General features: G+C 37.8%; 22 protein-coding genes, 1 riboswitch and 1 other annotated feature (1 of these 24 running past the window's edge). Of the genes, 17 read left to right on the plus strand and 5 right to left on the minus strand.

Annotated elements, in window-relative coordinates:
* Window positions 1-152 (plus strand) — a binding site (T-box leader) (it extends 100 nt beyond the left edge of the window).
* A gap of 65 nt (window positions 153-217) precedes the next feature.
* A complete protein-coding gene (trpE, locus tag AEA09_RS05475; RefSeq protein WP_053582873.1) occupies window positions 218-1,600 on the plus strand; it encodes an anthranilate synthase component I in 1,383 nt (460 codons plus the stop codon).
* Window positions 1,600-2,178, plus strand: coding sequence for an anthranilate synthase component II (locus AEA09_RS05480; protein ID WP_053582874.1), 579 nt, complete (start codon window positions 1,600-1,602; stop codon window positions 2,176-2,178). The genes trpE and AEA09_RS05480 overlap by 1 nt, the downstream gene beginning before the upstream one ends.
* Window positions 2,179-2,216: 38 nt before the next feature.
* Here AEA09_RS05480 and AEA09_RS05485 read toward each other — a convergent pair whose 3' ends face one another.
* Together AEA09_RS05485 and AEA09_RS05490 are read right to left on the minus strand one after the other, a co-directional pair.
* Complete coding sequence (locus AEA09_RS05485; protein ID WP_053582875.1) at window positions 2,217-2,723, minus strand: hypothetical protein; 507 nt, start codon at window positions 2,721-2,723, stop codon at window positions 2,217-2,219.
* A gap of 2 nt (window positions 2,724-2,725) precedes the next feature.
* Window positions 2,726-3,160: a hypothetical protein gene (locus AEA09_RS05490; RefSeq protein WP_053582876.1), complete on the minus strand. Its 435-nt coding sequence runs from the start codon at window positions 3,158-3,160 to the stop codon at window positions 2,726-2,728.
* Between the two features lie 159 nt (window positions 3,161-3,319).
* Between AEA09_RS05490 and rpmG the strand changes: the two genes are divergently transcribed.
* The 4 genes from rpmG (at window position 3,320) to AEA09_RS05510 (ending at window position 6,507) form a co-directional block, all read left to right on the plus strand.
* A complete protein-coding gene (gene rpmG / locus AEA09_RS05495; RefSeq protein ID WP_053582877.1) occupies window positions 3,320-3,469 on the plus strand; it encodes a 50S ribosomal protein L33 in 150 nt (49 codons plus the stop codon).
* 64 nt (window positions 3,470-3,533) lie between these two features.
* Window positions 3,534-4,127 (plus strand): 5-formyltetrahydrofolate cyclo-ligase, encoded by a 594-nt coding sequence (locus AEA09_RS05500; RefSeq protein WP_053582878.1) that lies wholly within the window; start codon window positions 3,534-3,536, stop codon window positions 4,125-4,127.
* Window positions 4,120-4,326: a YqgQ family protein gene (locus AEA09_RS05505; RefSeq protein ID WP_053582879.1), complete on the plus strand. Its 207-nt coding sequence runs from the start codon at window positions 4,120-4,122 to the stop codon at window positions 4,324-4,326. Before AEA09_RS05500 ends, AEA09_RS05505 begins: the two co-directional genes overlap by 8 nt.
* A gap of 285 nt (window positions 4,327-4,611) precedes the next feature.
* Window positions 4,612-6,507: an LTA synthase family protein gene (locus tag AEA09_RS05510; RefSeq protein ID WP_053582880.1), complete on the plus strand. Its 1,896-nt coding sequence runs from the start codon at window positions 4,612-4,614 to the stop codon at window positions 6,505-6,507.
* Between the two features lie 162 nt (window positions 6,508-6,669).
* On the opposite strand, the gene AEA09_RS05515 is transcribed toward AEA09_RS05510, so the two are convergent.
* Window positions 6,670-6,849 carry a DUF2759 domain-containing protein gene (locus AEA09_RS05515; protein ID WP_010859823.1) on the minus strand — a complete coding sequence of 60 codons (180 nt, stop codon included), beginning with the start codon at window positions 6,847-6,849 and terminating at the stop codon, window positions 6,670-6,672.
* Between the two features lie 166 nt (window positions 6,850-7,015).
* Between AEA09_RS05515 and AEA09_RS05520 the strand changes: the two genes are divergently transcribed.
* Window positions 7,016-7,660, plus strand: coding sequence for an MBL fold metallo-hydrolase (locus AEA09_RS05520; protein ID WP_053582881.1), 645 nt, complete (start codon window positions 7,016-7,018; stop codon window positions 7,658-7,660).
* Window positions 7,661-7,911: 251 nt separating this feature from the next.
* On the opposite strand, the gene AEA09_RS05525 is transcribed toward AEA09_RS05520, so the two are convergent.
* Complete coding sequence (locus tag AEA09_RS05525) at window positions 7,912-8,154, minus strand: DUF2626 family protein (protein ID WP_010859821.1); 243 nt, start codon at window positions 8,152-8,154, stop codon at window positions 7,912-7,914.
* Window positions 8,155-8,272: 118 nt separating this feature from the next.
* Window positions 8,273-8,983: a helix-turn-helix transcriptional regulator gene (locus AEA09_RS05530; RefSeq protein ID WP_053582882.1), complete on the minus strand. Its 711-nt coding sequence runs from the start codon at window positions 8,981-8,983 to the stop codon at window positions 8,273-8,275.
* Window positions 8,984-9,296: 313 nt separating this feature from the next.
* Here AEA09_RS05530 and comGA point away from each other — a divergent pair, with 313 nt between their 5' ends.
* The 10 genes from comGA to gcvPB all read left to right on the plus strand — a co-directional run bounded on the left by comGA (window position 9,297) and on the right by gcvPB (window position 18,012).
* Window positions 9,297-10,316, plus strand: a complete 1,020-nt coding sequence (comGA, locus tag AEA09_RS05535; protein WP_053582883.1) for a competence type IV pilus ATPase ComGA — start codon at window positions 9,297-9,299, stop codon at window positions 10,314-10,316.
* Complete coding sequence (comGB, locus tag AEA09_RS05540) at window positions 10,294-11,367, plus strand: competence type IV pilus assembly protein ComGB (RefSeq protein WP_053582884.1); 1,074 nt, start codon at window positions 10,294-10,296, stop codon at window positions 11,365-11,367. The genes comGA and comGB overlap by 23 nt, the downstream gene beginning before the upstream one ends.
* A 12-nt stretch (window positions 11,368-11,379) precedes the next feature.
* Window positions 11,380-11,736: a competence type IV pilus major pilin ComGC gene (gene comGC, locus AEA09_RS05545; protein ID WP_053582885.1), complete on the plus strand. Its 357-nt coding sequence runs from the start codon at window positions 11,380-11,382 to the stop codon at window positions 11,734-11,736.
* On the plus strand, window positions 11,733-12,176 hold the full coding sequence (comGD, locus tag AEA09_RS05550; protein ID WP_053582886.1) for a competence type IV pilus minor pilin ComGD: 444 nt from the start codon (window positions 11,733-11,735) through the stop codon (window positions 12,174-12,176). Before comGC ends, comGD begins: the two co-directional genes overlap by 4 nt.
* Window positions 12,173-12,487, plus strand: coding sequence for a hypothetical protein (locus AEA09_RS05555; protein ID WP_053582887.1), 315 nt, complete (start codon window positions 12,173-12,175; stop codon window positions 12,485-12,487). The genes comGD and AEA09_RS05555 overlap by 4 nt, the downstream gene beginning before the upstream one ends.
* Complete coding sequence (gene comGF / locus AEA09_RS05560; protein ID WP_053582888.1) at window positions 12,484-12,912, plus strand: competence type IV pilus minor pilin ComGF; 429 nt, start codon at window positions 12,484-12,486, stop codon at window positions 12,910-12,912. Before AEA09_RS05555 ends, comGF begins: the two co-directional genes overlap by 4 nt.
* A gap of 197 nt (window positions 12,913-13,109) precedes the next feature.
* Entirely contained in the window at window positions 13,110-13,625 is a 516-nt protein-coding gene (locus AEA09_RS05570; RefSeq protein ID WP_053582890.1) for a shikimate kinase, read from the plus strand.
* A 149-nt stretch (window positions 13,626-13,774) separates the two neighbouring features.
* Window positions 13,775-13,867, plus strand: a riboswitch (glycine riboswitch).
* A gap of 213 nt (window positions 13,868-14,080) precedes the next feature.
* The gene (gcvT, locus tag AEA09_RS05575) at window positions 14,081-15,184 is read left to right on the plus strand and encodes a glycine cleavage system aminomethyltransferase GcvT (protein ID WP_053582891.1); all 1,104 of its coding nucleotides are present in this window, start codon (window positions 14,081-14,083) and stop codon (window positions 15,182-15,184) included.
* Between the two features lie 25 nt (window positions 15,185-15,209).
* A complete protein-coding gene (gene gcvPA, locus AEA09_RS05580) occupies window positions 15,210-16,556 on the plus strand; it encodes an aminomethyl-transferring glycine dehydrogenase subunit GcvPA (RefSeq protein WP_053582892.1) in 1,347 nt (448 codons plus the stop codon).
* Entirely contained in the window at window positions 16,549-18,012 is a 1,464-nt protein-coding gene (gcvPB, locus tag AEA09_RS05585) for an aminomethyl-transferring glycine dehydrogenase subunit GcvPB (protein WP_053582893.1), read from the plus strand. The genes gcvPA and gcvPB overlap by 8 nt, the downstream gene beginning before the upstream one ends.
* Window positions 18,013-18,060 lie beyond the last annotated feature (48 nt).

Genomic DNA, 18,060 nt, shown 5'->3' on the forward strand with positions numbered 1-18,060 from the left:
TCTAGCCCTGAACCTAGCGAAAATGGCCTTGGCGTTTAAACGTTAAAGAGCATTGGAAAGTAGGGGTTAGCGTAAGCCTACGTTACAGGGTATAGTTGAGTGGGTCTTGTATAGACCAATGAAGGTGGCACCACGGCTTTTCCGTCCTTTTTTGATGGAAAGGCCTTTTTATATGCATTATTGGGTGTAGCAGAGCAGAGCGAAGGAGAGAATGAGTATGACAGTTGAGCTTAGAAATTTTGCCATGAAGGCATTGCAAGGGGATATGATGACGCCAATTTCGGTCTATCAATCACTTGTAGGAAAACATAAAATGCTATTTGAATCATCCGCAAAGCATGAGGAGAGTGGTCGGTATTCATTCATCGCCGTTAATCCGATTGCGGAACTTGTTGGAGATAAAGATGGCTATACATTCGCCAAGAATGAAAATATTGTGAACTCGAGCGGTGACGTACTAGCAAAGTTAAAGCAAGTAATGCCATTTCATGAAGCAGATTATCCATTTGGTTTTTTCGGTGGAGCAATTGGCCTTTTTGGTTACGAGACAGCATTTTACGCAGAAAAAATCGGCGAATACTTGCAAGATGATTTAGATATGCCAGATGTTCACGTATTTTTCTATGATACGTTTATCGTGTTCGATCATTTAAAGCAAGAAATTACGTTAGCCGCGATTGATTTATTTGGTGAGGGGCGTTCAATTAAAGAAATGGATGCAGCAATTGCTGAAATGGAAACACAACTACATGCAGGTACAACGTATGGTGTGATGGATTTGGGAGAATTAGATTTTCATCCGATGATTCCAAAAGAAGAATTTGTTGCCATGGTGGAACGTGCAAAATCACATATTGTGAAGGGCGATATTTTTCAAATAGTATTATCGCAACGTTTTACATCACCATTTTCGGGTAATCCATTTGCTTTATACCGTCAGCTAAGAACGTCGAATCCGTCGCCATATATGTTTTATATGGATTACGGTGCGTATACGATTTTAGGGACGTCACCGGAAAGCTTAGTGAAAGTAAAGGACCGCAAAGTGACGACGAACCCGATTGCTGGTACGAAACCACGCGGGAAGACTCCAGAGCAGGATACAGCCATTGCGGAAGGCCTACTAAATGATGAAAAAGAAATTGCAGAGCATCGCATGCTTGTAGATCTTGGACGCAATGATATCGGTCGCATTTCAAAAATTGGTACGGTAAAGTTAGTAAAATATATGAATATTGAGCGTTATAAGCACGTGATGCATATTGTGTCGGAGGTTATGGGTGATTTGCGTGATGAGGTGCATGTATTAGATGTACTCAGTGCTTGCTTACCAGCTGGTACTGTATCTGGCGCACCGAAAATTCGCGCGATGCAGCTTATTAATGAAATGGAACCTGTGAAACGTGGTGTGTATGCGGGTGCGGTTGGTTATATTTCTTCTACAGGGGATATGGATTTAGCACTTGCCATTCGTACGATGGTTGTCAAAGATGGCCGTGCGCACGTTCAGGCTGGGGCTGGTGTTGTGTATGATTCTGTGCCGGTATCTGAATACGAGGAAACATTAAATAAAGCCCGCGCGCTACTGGAGGTAAAATAATGATTCTATTAATCGATAATTATGATTCATTCACATATAACTTATATCAGCAAGTAAGCATGCTTGGTAAGGACGTGAAAGTAGTGCGAAACGATGAACTGACAATTGCGGAGATAGAGGCATTACAGCCAGAGGCAATTATTTTGTCTCCAGGGCCGGGAACTCCTGATGAAGCGGGTGTTACGGTAGATGTTGTGAAAGAACTCTACACAAAATTTCCGATTTTAGGCATTTGTCTTGGTCATCAATCGATAGGGCAAGCATTTGGTAGTACTATTGCTCAGGCAAAAAACATAATGCACGGTAAACTATCGACATTAAATTATGAGCGCACTGGCTTGTTTGCTCATTTAGACAATGACGTTGAAGTAATGCGTTATCATTCGCTCAGTATTGAGCCGAGTACACTACACGAGGATTTCATCGTGACGGCTACTTCGAGTGATGACGGTGAAATAATGGCAATCCAACATAAACACTATCCGGTATTTGGTCTTCAATTTCATCCTGAATCAATCGGTACAAAGGAGGGCAGTCAAATGGTGTTAGCCTTCATTGAACAATTTCAAACGATCTAAAAAAATCCCCTAACTGCGAGGTTAGGGGATTACTCATATCATTTTTTTCCTGTAATGAGCTTGGCAATTTCTTCGTTAGACATCGAAGAATTTACTTCAAACGAGCCAATTTGTAGACTACGTGAATATTTCGCATTGGCAAGTAAGAGTTCCATTTCAACACTATTCGAAATAATGCCACCGTCTTCAAGCTTTTGCGCCACGACATATGGAGTGATGCCACTATAGATTTGTAGCGTCATCGTTTTAGCGTCTTTAGGCTTTGAAGATGCATTTGTTTTTTCATCACCGTCAGATGCACGATCATTTACCACTCCATCTGCTGATTCTGATTTGACAGTCGCCTTTTTCGGTAGTTGCTCTTTCAATGAAGTAATCTCTTTATTAGCAGCATCCAACTTTTTCTGTAGACTGGTAACTTCTTTATCAGAAGATGAAGTACTTGTAGCTAAACCGATATTGACATCAAATCGTTCAGCTAGTGCGAGCATGGCTCCGACTAGAAAAATTGCCATACCAAAAGCACGAATAGAAGATGTATTCATTGTTAACGACCTCCGTTAGCGAGGACTTGTCGAACTTGCTCTTCTGTTAAGTTAGAGCGCATGCTAATATCAGGAATCGCTAATCCTTGCTTATTTAATTCGAGTACTTGACTAACAATAATTTGGTGAATAGGCTTGGCACTTTGTGTTGTTTGCACAGGTTTGATGGAAGATTGGCTTGCAGCTTGTTGAACAGCTTGCATCACCTGTTGAACCTTTTGATTCTGAGCTTTTGGTGATTTCACTTGAAACTCTGGTTCTAGTAGAAGCTCCTCTTCGACCATTTTTAGGCGACGTTTTAAATTATTTGTTTCTTGGAAAATAGAGATGGATAGTTCTTCTACATCTTGCTCAATTTTCTTTGTGGAACTTTTCATAAAGAATGAAAAGAGTATAAGAACGATTCCAAAAATCATAAGTATGATGGATAAATCCATTTTATTCACCTCGTTAAAATATGTAATTACTAGTAATTTTAACACAAGCAAACCTAATTTGAAATGAAGGTAGATTTTTTTTCGATTTGTGTTATAATGGATTAGTCGTATAAATCATGCTCAAATTTTTATTCTTGATATAGAGTGGGAGGGTTAATAATGCGCGTAAATATTACTTTAGCTTGCACAGATTGCGGCGAACGTAACTACATTTCTAAAAAGAACAAGCGTAACAATCCAGAGCGTCTTGAACTTAAAAAATATTGCTCTCGTGAGAAGAAATACACTACTCACCGTGAAACAAAGTAATTGCTCATTTAGCCAAAACCACGTGTGGTTTTGGCTTTTTACTTTCTAACTGGAGGAAACGCGCATGAAAAAAACAAATCTTCGTAACGAGGTGCGAGAGTCACTTGCCGACATGTCAGCGGCTCTATACCGTGATCAGTCTTTTTTGGTGGCGAAAAAAGTGTTGCAAGAGTCTTCTATTATAGAAGCAAAAACCATTGGACTGACGATTTCTAATAAGCCAGAAGTCGATACAATCCATCTAATTGAGGCACTATGGCAACTTGGGAAAATAGTAGCAGTGCCAAAATGTAATCCAAAGACTAGAACAATGGAGTTTTATGTGATTGACTCTTTTGCACAGTTGGAAACGGTCTACATGCATTTGCGTGAGCCAATTACTGATAGATGTGAATTTGTTGACGCAAATGAGATAGATGTATTGCTCGTTCCAGGAGTTGTTTTTGACAAAAGTGGCTACCGAATAGGGTACGGTGGTGGCTATTATGATCGCTATGTATTAAACTATAGCGGTAAGGTTCTATCGCTTATTTTTGATGAGCAATTACGTGAGGAAGTACCTAGAGAAGCGCATGACTGTCCGGTTGATGTCCTACTCACACCGACAAAGCGTATCGACTGTGTAGCGCAAAGAGAGGAGTACAGCGTAAATGGATAAGATGATGGATATTTATGACTTACTAAAAAAATATGGCACATATATATATACGCTAGATCGTTTTGGTGATTTAGCACTAATGGAAGATGAAATTCGAGAATTATATAAAGCGAATGTACTCGATATAAAAGACTATCAAATGGCATTGTTATTACTTCGACAAGAAGCGACAAGATTACAAGTAGAGCAAAATAAATAAGATCGATTTCTCTCTATAAATAAGGGTACAAGAATTAGATAAAAGACGTTTGAATTGTATGAAAACAGTGGTTGTCCACTGTTTTTATGTTTTTGATGAAACTTTTCTTTTGAAAAAACGTATATATTAAAGATAGTGCACAAAACAAGCATTTTAGGAGAAAATGAATCATAAAATATATCTGTTGCGTATCTTTTAAAAATGGATTAAGATATATTTTGTTTCTATAAAGAGTTGTTGTTAGTGCATAACTTTAACTTAAGAGAAATAGGGAGGATGTTAGGAATGAAATCAATTAAGTGGCCTAAACATTCATTTATGATACTAGCAATTGTAGCAACTTGGATAAAAACGGTCATTGTATACCACACAAGTTTTGATATGAAATTAGAGAATGCTATGCAGCATTTTATTTTGTTTATAAACCCTCTAAGCTTTTTATTATTTGTGTATGGTTTATCGTTATTCTTTAAATCACCGAAAGCAAGAAATAGATATATAATTTCTATTAGTGTGATTTTGTCAATCGTCTTATATGGTAATGTTGGGTTCTATCGTTTCTATGATGACTTTATTACGTTACCGGTATTATTCCAGACAAGTAACTTTGGTGATTTAGGATCATCAGCAGCATCTATCATTAACTTTTGGGATATATTATTTTTTGCTGATGTGATTATTTTAGTATTAGCAAATAAATATTTACCAATAATGAAGCAAGCTATTAAAGTGAATGTACAATTCCGTCGTGCGTTCTTTGTATTAGCAGTAGCTGTTACATTCTTAAACTTAGGTTTAGCAGAAACAGAACGACCACAATTATTAACTCGTAGTTTCGACCGTGAATTACTTGTGAAAAACATTGGTACGTATAATTATCATTTGTATGATATTTACATTCAAACGAAATCTTCTGCACAACGCGCATTAGCTGATGGCAGTGAATTAGTAGAAGTGAATAACTATGTTCGTTCAAACCAAGCGGCTGTGAACGAAGACTTATTTGGTAAGTATAAAGACCGCAACGTAATTGCTGTATCTTTGGAGTCTTTACAAAACTTTGTCATTAACAATGAAATGAACGGACATGAGATTACACCGTTCTTAAACGAATTAACTAAAGATCCAGATACGTATTACTTCAGTAATTTCTATCACCAAACAGGTCTTGGAAAAACATCTGATTCAGAGTTTATTGTAGAAAACTCATTATTTGGTCTTGGCCGAGGTGCTGTATTCTTCACACATGGTGGGAACACATATAACTCAATGGCTGAACGACTTGGTGAAAATGGTTACTATACTAGTGTGATGCACCCGAACAACAAATCGTTCTGGAATCGTGACATGATGTACCAATCATTAAAAATCGATAAATTTTATGATGTAGATTCGTATACAGTTGAAGAAGGGCAAGAAGTAAACTGGGGTATGAAAGACATTCCATTCTTTGAGCAATCGGCAGCATTAATGAAAGAAATGCCTCAGCCTTTCTATTCACGTTTAATTACTTTAACAAACCACTATCCATTTACATTGGATGAAGAGGACATAATGATTCCTGAATATACTTCAAACTCAGGTACATTGAACCGTTACTTCCAAACAGTTCGTTATATGGATGAAGCTGTGAAGGACTTCTTCCAAGATTTAAAAGATCAAGGGATTTATGAAAATTCAATTATCGTAATGTACGGCGACCACTATGGTATTTCTGAAAATCATAACAAGGCAATGGCGCAGTACTTAGGCAAAGAAGAACTAACACCTTACGATAATGCAATGTTGCAAGAAGTGCCTTTATTCATCCATATTCCTGGCTCTGGTGAAGGACAAGAAATGACAGAAGTATCTGGTCAAATAGATATTCGTCCAACGATTTTACACTTGCTAGGTATTGAAACATCGAAAGATATGCAGATGGGGGCAGATTTATTCTCTCCTGAGCATGAAGATTTCGTTATCTTCCGTGACGGACGTTTCGTTACTGACAAATATGTATATGCAGGTGAAGCTTGCTACGATAAGGCAACAGGCGAACAAATTGATGGCGAGCCGTGTAAATCATATGCAGACCGTGCAACAATGGAATTAGAAAACTCTGATGCAATCATCAACGGAGACTTACTTCGATTCTATGATGAAAAGACGGGTAACTTGAAACAAGATGCAGTGAAATAACAATAGAAGGGGATGTCTCTAATAATTGAGATATCCCTTTTTTGTTTTAATGTGGGACTTAGGTGAGATAGAAGGGGTGAGATGCTAAGAGAAGCTACCTCTAAATTTGGGCATTGAAAAAGAGCAATCTCTATATAGAGATTGCTCTTTTTTGTCTGAATCTTAGTGTAATGTTGGTGGGTATCCGCTGTGGATAACTGTCATGATTGTGAACCAACCAAATACAGCTGCACTTAATAAGTTGAAAACAACGCTTAAAAGGTTCTTTTCTTTAATTGCTTGGAATGTACCAACGACAGCTAAGATCGCTACTAGACCAAAAATAACCATTAATAAGTTCATTAAAAAGACACTCCTTTCGACATCAGAAAATGAATGTCGTTAACAATATTCCTACTTAATTGTAAACGTTATCCTTCTTTTTGTCGAGAACAATAATAGAGAAAAGTATGAACTTTTATCGTCAAATTGTGGCAATGAATGTATAATAGTTAATTGAGGTGATTAGATGATGAATGTACGTAGCTATTCACTTGGTCCAATCCAAACGAATTGTTATATCGTATCAAATAAAGAAAAAGAATGTTTGATTTTTGATCCAGGTGAAGAAGCAGGGCGCATTATTAAAGTGATAAGAAGTAATGGCCTAAAGCCTTTAGGCATTTTTTTAACACATGCGCATTTCGACCATATCGGCGCTGTTGATGCGGTGAGAGAAGCATTTGGCCTTCCTGTCTGGATTCATGAAAAAGAAGTGAGTTGGCTAGATGACCCATCGAAGAATGGTTCTAGTAAATATGCAGCGCTACCAGATTATGTTGTAACAAAACCAGCTGAAGAAAATATCATCAAAGCGGAGCAAGTGTTTGAAATCAGTAATTTTGTTTTCAAGGCAATTTTCACTCCGGGGCATTCACCAGGAAGTATTTCGTATGTTTTCAATCAAGATGGTTTTGCGCTTGTTGGGGACACACTATTTGAGCAGGGGGTAGGACGTACAGACTTACTTGGCGGCTCGACGAAAGTTTTACTAGCTTCTATTCATAATAAGTTGTTAACACTGCCTGAGGATACAATTGTTTACCCGGGGCACGGAAATTACACAACAATCGGCGCGGAGATGGAAACAAATCCATTTTTAAATGGTTTTTAATATTATCGGTTAGAATGCCGGTGGAAGTAAAATCAACAGAAATGTTAAAGTAGACTGAATTATCTGAATGTAAAAAAATCCCCTTATATTTCGACTAGGATTGATCGCCTTATTCAAGTCTCGGTCTAATAGGATGTAGAGGGGATTTTCCTTTAGTATTTAGCGGTCGTTTAAGACAAGAAACATGAATAAAAAATATATTTCATTGAAAAAGCACGTCTCAAATACTTATGAGACGTGCTTTACTTGTATTAATGTCCCGCACCAGGTACGTGAATGAATGTTGTATAGTACGTGAAGCCTGCGAAGAATACTGTTAAATACGCTCCGAAAATGTACATGTACATGCGTTCTGAAAGGTTTAAGAAGCCTAATAATAAGAATAAACCTGTATTACCTACGAATAATAGCGATACCTCGTTCATACCACCAAGGTAGAACATAACTGCGAATATACCTGTCCAGAAAGCCATAACTTTATACATATTATCCATGAAGATTTCCCCTCCTTCTGCCCACGACACAATAATCTCATACCCATTATAAATGATATGAAAGGTATCTGTAAACTGGAATTTATGCTTGATTGTGACAAACAAATGGATTTTTGAATTAACCTTCGTTTTCTGTCACGTTAATTTCATATTTACATAAATCACAATCATGTACCATACTTGATATTTGTACAAATTCATTGTTTGAGAATAATGCATCTAGTTGCCCTTTTAAGTAGGATTCATGTAGCTTACAAACAACTTCAGAATGCGCGTTTAATTGTGATTGGAAGGGACAGTTAAAAATAGAGAAAATCATTTTTTTGCCCTGCGCAGTTTGTTGTACTTGCGGAATATACCCTACTAATGCTGCATTTTCCGTTAAAAAATGAAGCTTTTGTTCAAAGCTAATCGAACTGTTTAATTTTAATTCTGCAGTTAAATAACCTTTCATTTGTTGGTAGCCATCTTGATAACTAATCCCTTGGCATTTTACGATGGCAGTAGGTCCCAATTCCTGAATGAGCTGAATTGTCCATTTTAATAAACGATCATCATCACGTCTAGGAAAACTAAGTGATACACCTTTTTCGGCAGCTTTATAAACGCGACCAGGTCGACCACCTTTACCTGTTTTCGCAAAATCAGAAGAAATAATATTAATCTCAGATAGTTTAGTTAAATGCAAGCGCGCAACGTTAGGATGAATACCGAATACATCTGCAATATTTTGAACAGTCACGGTTTTTTTCTCTTTTAAAATGTATTCATAAATAGAGTAACGAGTTTCATCAGCTAATGTACTCGTAATTTTTAATGGATGGATCATATGCTTCACCTCAATTTCTTTTTTGAAAACATACAGATGGAAAATAATAATGATAATTCTATTATATTGTATTATTGAAAAAGTTACAGTCGATTTTGATGAAAATATTGGACATTTTACGGAAAATAAACAATTATCGACAAGATGTTTAGGAGATATCCACATTATAGCTTTAAAATTCATATTTGGTAGGATAATATTCTAACAAATTTTTATTTTGTGAAAAGGTCTTTTCTCATAATGAGTTTCTCACTATACTATGGGTAACGAATAGGGCGGTCATATTCGAACGAACCAGAAGAGAGGTGCATTGATGCAAAACTTTGAATCGGTTGTCGAACAAAAATGTGAGCAACTACTACTAAAGGCCTATCATTTCGGTGCTTCTGATTTATTATTAGTCCCGGAAGACGGTATGTATTTAATTTATTTTCGGAAATATGACAAGTTACTACAAGCTGGAGAGCTTCCCTATGATTTAGCAGAACGGATTATCTCCTATTATAAATTTTTATCCGCATTAGATATTAGTGAACGGCGAAAACCTCAAAGCGGCTCTTTCCAAAAAACGCTTGAACAAGAGCAATTTGCTTTCCGCGTCTCCACACTTCCTTCCGCATTTTTAAAAGAAAGCTTAATCATTAGGCTTCTTTTACAAAATCATGCATTCCCACTTACTTCCCTAAGTTATTCAAAACAATCAGCAAAAAAACTATTAGAGCTTGTCGAACAAACACAGGGCATTGTCTTATTTAGTGGTGCAACTGGTTCTGGTAAGACAACTTCTTTATATTCTCTGATCCATCATTGTTCTACAAATTTACACCGTCATGTTATTTCCTTAGAAGATCCTGTTGAAAATACGCAAGCGCATGTACTGCAAATTCAAGTAAATGAGCGGGCAGGGGTTACCTATGCAACTGGCTTGAAAGCAATATTGCGACACTCACCAGATGTCATCATGATTGGTGAAATTCGTGATAAAGAAACAGCGAAAATTGCGATTGAAGCGGCATTAACCGGGCACTTAGTCCTGTCGACTATACATGCAAAAGATTCTGTAAATGCTTTATACCGTTTGCTAGATTTAGGTGTGTCGATTGAAGAACTTAGACAAACAGTAGTAGGAATTGTCGGTCAAGTTTTAATACAAACACATAATAAGCGGGATGAGCGTAGTGCACTATATGAAATACTTAGTGATAATTATCTGAGCGAAGCGATTGCCGCTATTATGCGTAAAGAGACTTATGAATTGCCAAGGATGGTAACAATCGCAGGGCAAAAAGAATTACTAGAGGTGCAGCTAGATGAATGTAAACTCGTTTACTGACAGGTTGTATGTTCATTATATAAATGCTACAAAGCGAAAAGTGAAAGAAGAAGCTGAGTTTTTCAGTCGTCTAAGTAACCTCATGCAAGAAGGCTATCTATTTGCGGATTCTATTTCCATATTATTACCGCATCATGTAGAGGCGTATGAGGATGTACAGCAATTAGTCGATGACAAGCTTAGACAAGGAGCTGGTGTAACAGGAGTACTCGAGGCTCTCCAGTTGTCGAGTCCATATTTAGTGGCAATTTCGATTGCAGAAAAGAATGGGCATATGATTGAAGCGCTACAGGGTGTAGCAAAGCAAATGGCTCTGGCAGAAGCAACTAAAAAGAAAATACAAAAATTACTTGTTTATCCGGTCGCGCTAATCATTTTTTTACTGATCCTATTTTTAGTTTTTCGGACATTTTTCTTTCCAAATATTGAAAATATGGTTATTAGCCGCGGCAATGGAGGCGGGGAATCTAGTTTAGCATTATCAAATGGACTATTACATGTTCCAGATGCGTTAGTCATTTCAGGAATTATGATAATTTGCATTGTCGTATTTTTTAAGTTTTTTGTCAAACGCCAGCCTGTCTCAAAGCAGTTAAACATTTTGTTAAAAATACCTCTACTTCGAGGTTATACAAAATTATCAATGACAAAGGATTTTTCTAAACATTTAGGAAGCTTATTGCAAAGTGGCTTTTCATTGCAGGCAAGTTTACAAATATTAGAGGAACAACAATTACAACCATTTGTACAGTATTTTTCAATTCTAGTGAAGGAAAGAGTTATTTACGGTGACACCTTAGCACAAGCAATTTCTTGGATGTCGATTTGGCAAAAGGATTTCCCGACGTTTGTAGAGCATGGTGAGAGAAGTGGCTATTTGGGGAAAGAGCTTATGCTATACAGCGAGCTATTAGATGAAAAACAAGAGCAATTACTACAAAGAATGATTGCTCTTTTACAACCAACATTTTTTATTGTTATTGCGTTATGTATTGTAGCGGCGTACTTAAGTTTGTTATTACCAATCTATAAAATGATTGATTTAGTATAAGGGGGCGAAAAAATGAGGCGATTAAAACAACAAAATGGTTTCACACTGATTGAAATGCTAATTGTTCTACTCATTATATCTATACTGATTTTAATAACTGTACCTAATATTTCCAAACACTTCGCAACGATTGATAAAAAGGGATGCGATGCGTATGTAAGTATGGTACAAGGTCAAGTAGAGGCTTACCGGGTAGATTTAATGGATTATCCGACATTACAAGATTTAGTGGATAAGGGATATTTAAAAGCGAATGAAACAACATGTCCAAATAAAGAAGAAATTGTGATTACAAATGAGGGTGAAGTGAAATTATTGAACGCACCCGCCCAGTCATCAACGGCAGGGACAGGCGATAGTGACGGATGAAACGTTTAAAAAATGAACAGGGCTTTACGCTCTTAGAAATGTTATTCGTGCTGTTTATCGTGATGTGCTTAACAGGGATTGTGACAAGAATTTCAATGAAAGTAACTGAAGCAAAGGAAATTGAACATTTCTATACACAGCTACAATTAGATATTCAATTTATACAGATGTCTAGTGTAGAACAACGAGAACATTTTTCGATTAAATTTTCAGCACCAACCAATAGCTATAGTATAAATAAAACTTTATATAATATAACTGTCTACCAAAGGCCTTTTCCTAAAAATGTAGAATTTCTGTCTGGTCCAAGTTCGTTTGTCACGATTAGGTATAAAGCTAATGGCAATGTAAGTCAATCAGGCACATTATACTTTAAAACACCCATTGGCGATAAAAAAGTTGTCATTACTTTAGGGGCAGGACGGGTGCGGGTAGAATGAATGAAAACGGTTATTCTTTTGTTGAAACGATTTTATCTGTCGTTATTATCATGTTGCTTTGCGGTACACTGATACCGATTAGCTACACGATGAAGACAAATCTACATCATAAAAAGCTTGAGGTTTTTGCTGCAGAGACAGCCTATGAGGGTGTAAAGATAAGTCACTATCAGGGTATAAACGAAGGGACAAAAATGATTGAGGGGGTTGCGTACCATTGGAGTTTCGATGGGCAACAAATTTGTGTAACTTTCCAAAATACGAAGGGAAATCGAACAAAGTGTATTAACGCCAATGGGGAAGTGCTATGAATGAAAAGGGCTATACGCTGTTAGAAGCGTTATTTCAAGTAGTTGTTTTTATGATTTTTTCACATATTTTTGTACTTATTATGCTGTGGGTTACAGAAATGAAGTCAACTGTAATGGCTATTGAACAAACGAAGTGGGAACTTTTCGTTTATGATGTGAATATGTATTTTGTGGATGTCACATCATTTGAAGTAAATGAAGTAAATTCTAAAATTACTTTTCAAACCCCAAATGGTTTGTATTCAATGGAGCGTTATCAAAATATTATTCGAAAAAAAGTGGATAATCTTGGGCATGAACCGTTGCTGATTGGAATAAAAACCTGTCAGTTTTACTATGAAGATGAAGAACTGACGATTGTAGTGGAATTTCCGAACGGCATTAAAAAGGAGCGAACCTATTATGTTCCGATTATCGAAAAATGAAAAAGGGACTATTTTTCCTATCGCAATTGCTTTATTATTTTTTGTAACTACATTTGTCCTTACGTATTGTATGTCATATGAAATGCATTTTCGAACATATAATGCGCTCGAAAATGTCAATGTTCGTGCTACAATAAATTTATTAGGACAAATTTTGTCTGACAGTGTAGAATCGTAGTTATAAGAAGGTGATTCGAATGCGAAAAATATATTTAGTTGGTTTTATGGGATGCGGAAAAAGTGCTCTTGGGAGGCGCTTGAGCTACTTGTTGAAGCTCCCCTACTATGATATGGATCATGAAATTGTAAGACAACAGGGAATGACGATTCCGGAAATTTTCGAAAAATACGGAGAAACGCGTTTTCGAGAAATGGAAACGGAGTTTTTAGAAAACTTTCGAGATGAAGCCTGTATTATCTCCACTGGTGGTGGAGTTGCAGTCAAAGAAGAGAATCGCAAAATTATGAGACGTAGTGGACTTGTTTTCTTTTTAGATGCGTCATTCACTGATATTTACAAACGAATTCAGCATGATCCTAGACGGCCAATTGTTCAAAGTTCGACAAAAGAAGAATTAGAAGAACTGTATCACTACAGAAGAAAGTTTTATCGTGAGGCAGGGCATATACAAGTACTGACTGAAGGTAGAACAATACGCCAAATTCTTGAGTATTTAGTATTCCAAGTGAAAAGACTGAAAGGCGAACGATGATGTCTGTTTTCTGCAAAACGTTCGTTCTTTGAGTCGGTTTAAAAAATGATTGCCTTTTCACTATGATCAATGTTAGGATATAGACTAATAAGGACATTTCATTTTAAGTACATTGAATACTAAATAGTACCAAGATATTTCTTGGGCGGATGATTGTGCGGGGAGAGAGCGTGTAGACGCCACCGAAGGAGCAAGTAGCAAAGGGCTATGAATCTCTCAGGTAAAAGGACTCGTACAAGACGCAACTCTGGAGAGTGCTGTGTTATAACAGCCACCAAAGGGGAAAGCCTGCTTATTGGCATATGGGTCAACATATGCGAGTAAGTGCGGTGTAACTTTCAGGTGCAAGGACAGAGAATCCTCAAAAGGGGTTCGTCTGTCTTTTTTTGTGTCTAAAAACAGACGAACTGCTAAAAGTTGAAATGAAACCCAAAAAAATTAAGGGGGCAATAAAAATGACGAATGAACTAAAACGGACACCTTTATTCGATGAATATGCAAAATATGGTGGCAAAACGATTGATTTCGGTGGTTGGGAATTACCTGTGCAGTTCTCTTCGATTAAAGAGGAGCACGATGCGGTTCGTAACCGTGCAGGTTTATTTGATGTATCACATATGGGTGAAATTCTCGTGACAGGTCCAGAGGCACTTGAGTTCCTACAAAATTTATTGTCAAACGACATATCAAAAATTGCAATAGGTCAAGCGCAATACAATGCGATGTGTTACGAAGACGGTGGCGTTGTGGATGATTTATTAACATATAAATTAGCTGATAATCATTATCTACTATGCGTTAATGCATCAAACATTGAAAAAGATTACCATTGGATGATGGAAAATCAACATCAATTTGATGTAACAATTGATAACCAATCAGATGCTTATGCACAAATTGCTCTGCAAGGACCATTAGCAGAAGAAGTACTGCAATCTTTAACAACGACTGATTTAAGCGCTATTAAATATTTCCGCTTCCAAGAGGATGTTGAAATTGCGGGACATAAAGCATTAGTATCACGCAGTGGCTATACAGGTGAAGATGGCTTTGAGCTGTACGGTACACCTTCTGATATTAAAGCACTGTGGGGCAAAATTTTAGAAGCAGGTAAAGATAAAGGTGTTGTTGCAGCAGGACTTGGTTGCCGTGATACACTTCGCTTTGAAGCGGGTCTACCACTTTATGGTCAAGAGTTATCACCGACGATTTCACCTCTTGAAGCAGGTATTGGCTTTGCAGTGAAATTAAATAAAGATGATTTCCTTGGTCATGATGCACTTGTGGCACAAAAGGAAAACGGTCTACCCCGTAAGATTGTTGGAATTGAAATGATTGACAAAGGCATTCCGCGTCATGGCTACAAAGTGTTTAAAGATGGTCAAGAAATTGGGGAAGTAACAACCGGTACTCAGTTGCCTTCAACAAAACGTAACGTTGGTAACGCATTAATTGACAGCCAATTCGCAATAATCGGAACGGAACTGGAAATAGAGATCCGTGGGAAGTATTTAAAAGTAGTTACTGTAGAAACACCGTTTTACAAGCGTTCAAAATAAAATTTGAAAAGAGGGACCTACACTTATGAAACATCGTTATTTACCAATGACGGAACAAGATCAAAAAGAAATGTTAGACGTAGTTGGTGTATCATCAGTTGATGAGTTATTTGAGGATATTCCAGAAAAAGTGCGTTTCAAAGGCCTTTATAACATTAAAGAAGCAAAATCAGAATCGGCTTTACTTAAAGAACTAACAGCACTTGCAGCGAAAAATAAAGATACAAATGCTAACGTATCCTTCCTTGGTGCAGGGGTTTACAACCACTATAAACCAATTATCGTAGACCATGTAATTTCTCGTTCAGAGTTTTATACGGCGTATACACCATATCAACCGGAAATCTCTCAAGGTGAATTGCAAGCTATTTTTGAATTTCAAACAATGATTGCAGAACTTACAGGCATGGACCTTGCAAACTCATCTATGTATGATGGTGGAACAGCTTTAGCTGAAGCAGGTATGCTTGCTGCTGGTCATACACGCCGTAAAAAGATTCTTGTGTCTGAAACGGTTCACCCAGAGTACCGTGATGTTGTCGCTACATATGCATACGGTCAATCAATTGAAATCGTAACAATTCCACATAAAGATGGTGTGACAGACGTTGAAGCACTGAAAAACTTGATTGATGACAATACAGCTGCTGTAATTGCTCAATATCCAAACTTCTTCGGTCAAGTTGAAGACTTACAAGTGATTGGTGATATCGCGCACGAAGCAAAAAGCTTATTCGTAGTATCTTCAAACCCTCTTGCATTAGGAATTTTAACACCTCCTGGAAAACTAGGAGCTGATATTTGTGTTGGGGATGCCCAAGTCTTTGGTATTGCAGAAGCATTCGGTGGTCCGCACTGTGGTTTCTTTGCCGTAACTACTAAATTAATGCGTAAAGTTCCTGGTCGTCTTGTTGGAGAAACAGTGGACGGTGAAGGACGCCGTGGATATGTATTAACGTTACAAGCACGTGAACAACATATCCGTCGTGATAAAGCGACTTCTAATATTTGCTCGAACCAAGCACTTCTTGCGCTTGCAGCTGCAGTTGCCATGACGGCTCTTGGTAAGCAAGGTGTTCGTGAAATGGCAACACAAAATATTGCGAAAACACGCTATGCGAAAAATGCCTTTGAAGCAGCCGGTTTCACAGTAGCATTCCAAGGCGCACACTTTAATGAAATCGTTGTAAAAACGGATAAATGTGTGAAGGAAATTAATAAAGGCTTAATCGAAAAAGGCATTATTGGTGGTTACCCATTAGGGAAAGATTACGAATCATTAAAGCATCATGTGTTAATAGCGGTAACTGAATTACGCACGAAGGAAGAAATTGATGCACTTGTTGCAGAAATGGGGGCTCTCAATGCATAACGAAAATCAATCACTCATTTTTGAAATTACAAAAGAAGGTCGTGTAGGCTACAACTTAGAAGCACTTGATGTGCCAGATGTTGATCTTGCTGACTTACTCCCAACTAATCTAATTCGCGAAGAAGCGGCTGAACTACCTGAAGTATCAGAGCTTGATATTATGCGACACTATACAGCACTTTCTCGTCGTAACCACGGTGTAGATTCAGGCTTCTATCCACTAGGTTCTTGTACGATGAAATACAATCCGAAAATCAATGAATCTGTTGCGCGTTTTTCTGGCTTTGCCAATGTCCATCCATTACAAGATGAGTCAACTGTACAAGGCGCAATGGAACTTCTATATGAACTACAAACTTCTTTAGTAGAAATTACTGGGATGGATGAAGTGACATTACAACCAGCAGCAGGTGCACATGGTGAATGGACTGCATTAATGATGATTCGTGCCTTCCATGAAGCAAATGGTGAAGGTCATCGTAACAAAGTGATCGTGCCGGACTCAGCGCACGGTACGAACCCGGCTTCTGCAACAGTAGCGGGCTTTGAAACAATCACGGTACAATCTGACGAAAACGGTCTTGTAGACTTAGAAGATTTACGTCGTGTTGTTGGTGAAGATACGGCAGCTCTTATGTTAACTAATCCAAATACACTTGGCTTATTTGAAGAAAATATTCTTGAAATGGCTGAATTGATTCACAGCGTTGGTGGTAAAGTTTACTATGACGGCGCAAACTTAAATGCCGTTATGAGTAAAGCACGTCCTGGTGATATGGGCTTTGACTGTGTTCACTTAAACTTACACAAAACATTTACAGGTCCACACGGTGGCGGTGGTCCAGGTTCAGGTCCAGTCGGGGTTAAAGCTGACTTAATTCCATTCTTACCTAAACCAGTACTAGTGAAAACAGAAGAGGGCACATTCCACTTCGATTACGACCGTCCACAATCTATCGGTCGCGTAAAACCATATTACGGCAACTTTGGTATTAACGTTCGTGCGTACACATACATCCGTTCTATGGGTCCAGATGGTTTAAAAGCAGTTACAGAATACGCTGTACTAAACGCAAACTATATGATGCGTCGCCTAGAGCCGTTCTTCGACTTACCGTATAACCGTCATTGTAAGCATGAATTCGTGTTATCAGGTCGTCGTCAAAAGAAATTGGGCGTACGTACACTAGATATCGCAAAACGTCTGTTAGACTTTGGCTACCATCCACCAACAACGTACTTCCCATTAAATGTGGAAGAAGCGTTAATGATTGAGCCAACAGAAACAGAATCAAAAGAAACGTTAGATGCCTTCTGCGACATCCTGATTCAAATCGCGAAAGAAGCAGAAGAAAATCCATCCATCGTGCAAGAAGCGCCGCACACAACAGTAATATCTCGTCTAGACGAAACACGCGCTGCACGTACACCAGTGCTTCGTTATCAAAAAGCATAATTAGATTGAAATAAATAAAAATGCACGCTATTCAGTATCAAACGAATA

The sequence above is a fragment of the Lysinibacillus contaminans genome, from assembly GCF_001278945.1.
Taxonomy (GTDB): domain Bacteria; phylum Bacillota; class Bacilli; order Bacillales_A; family Planococcaceae; genus Lysinibacillus; species Lysinibacillus contaminans.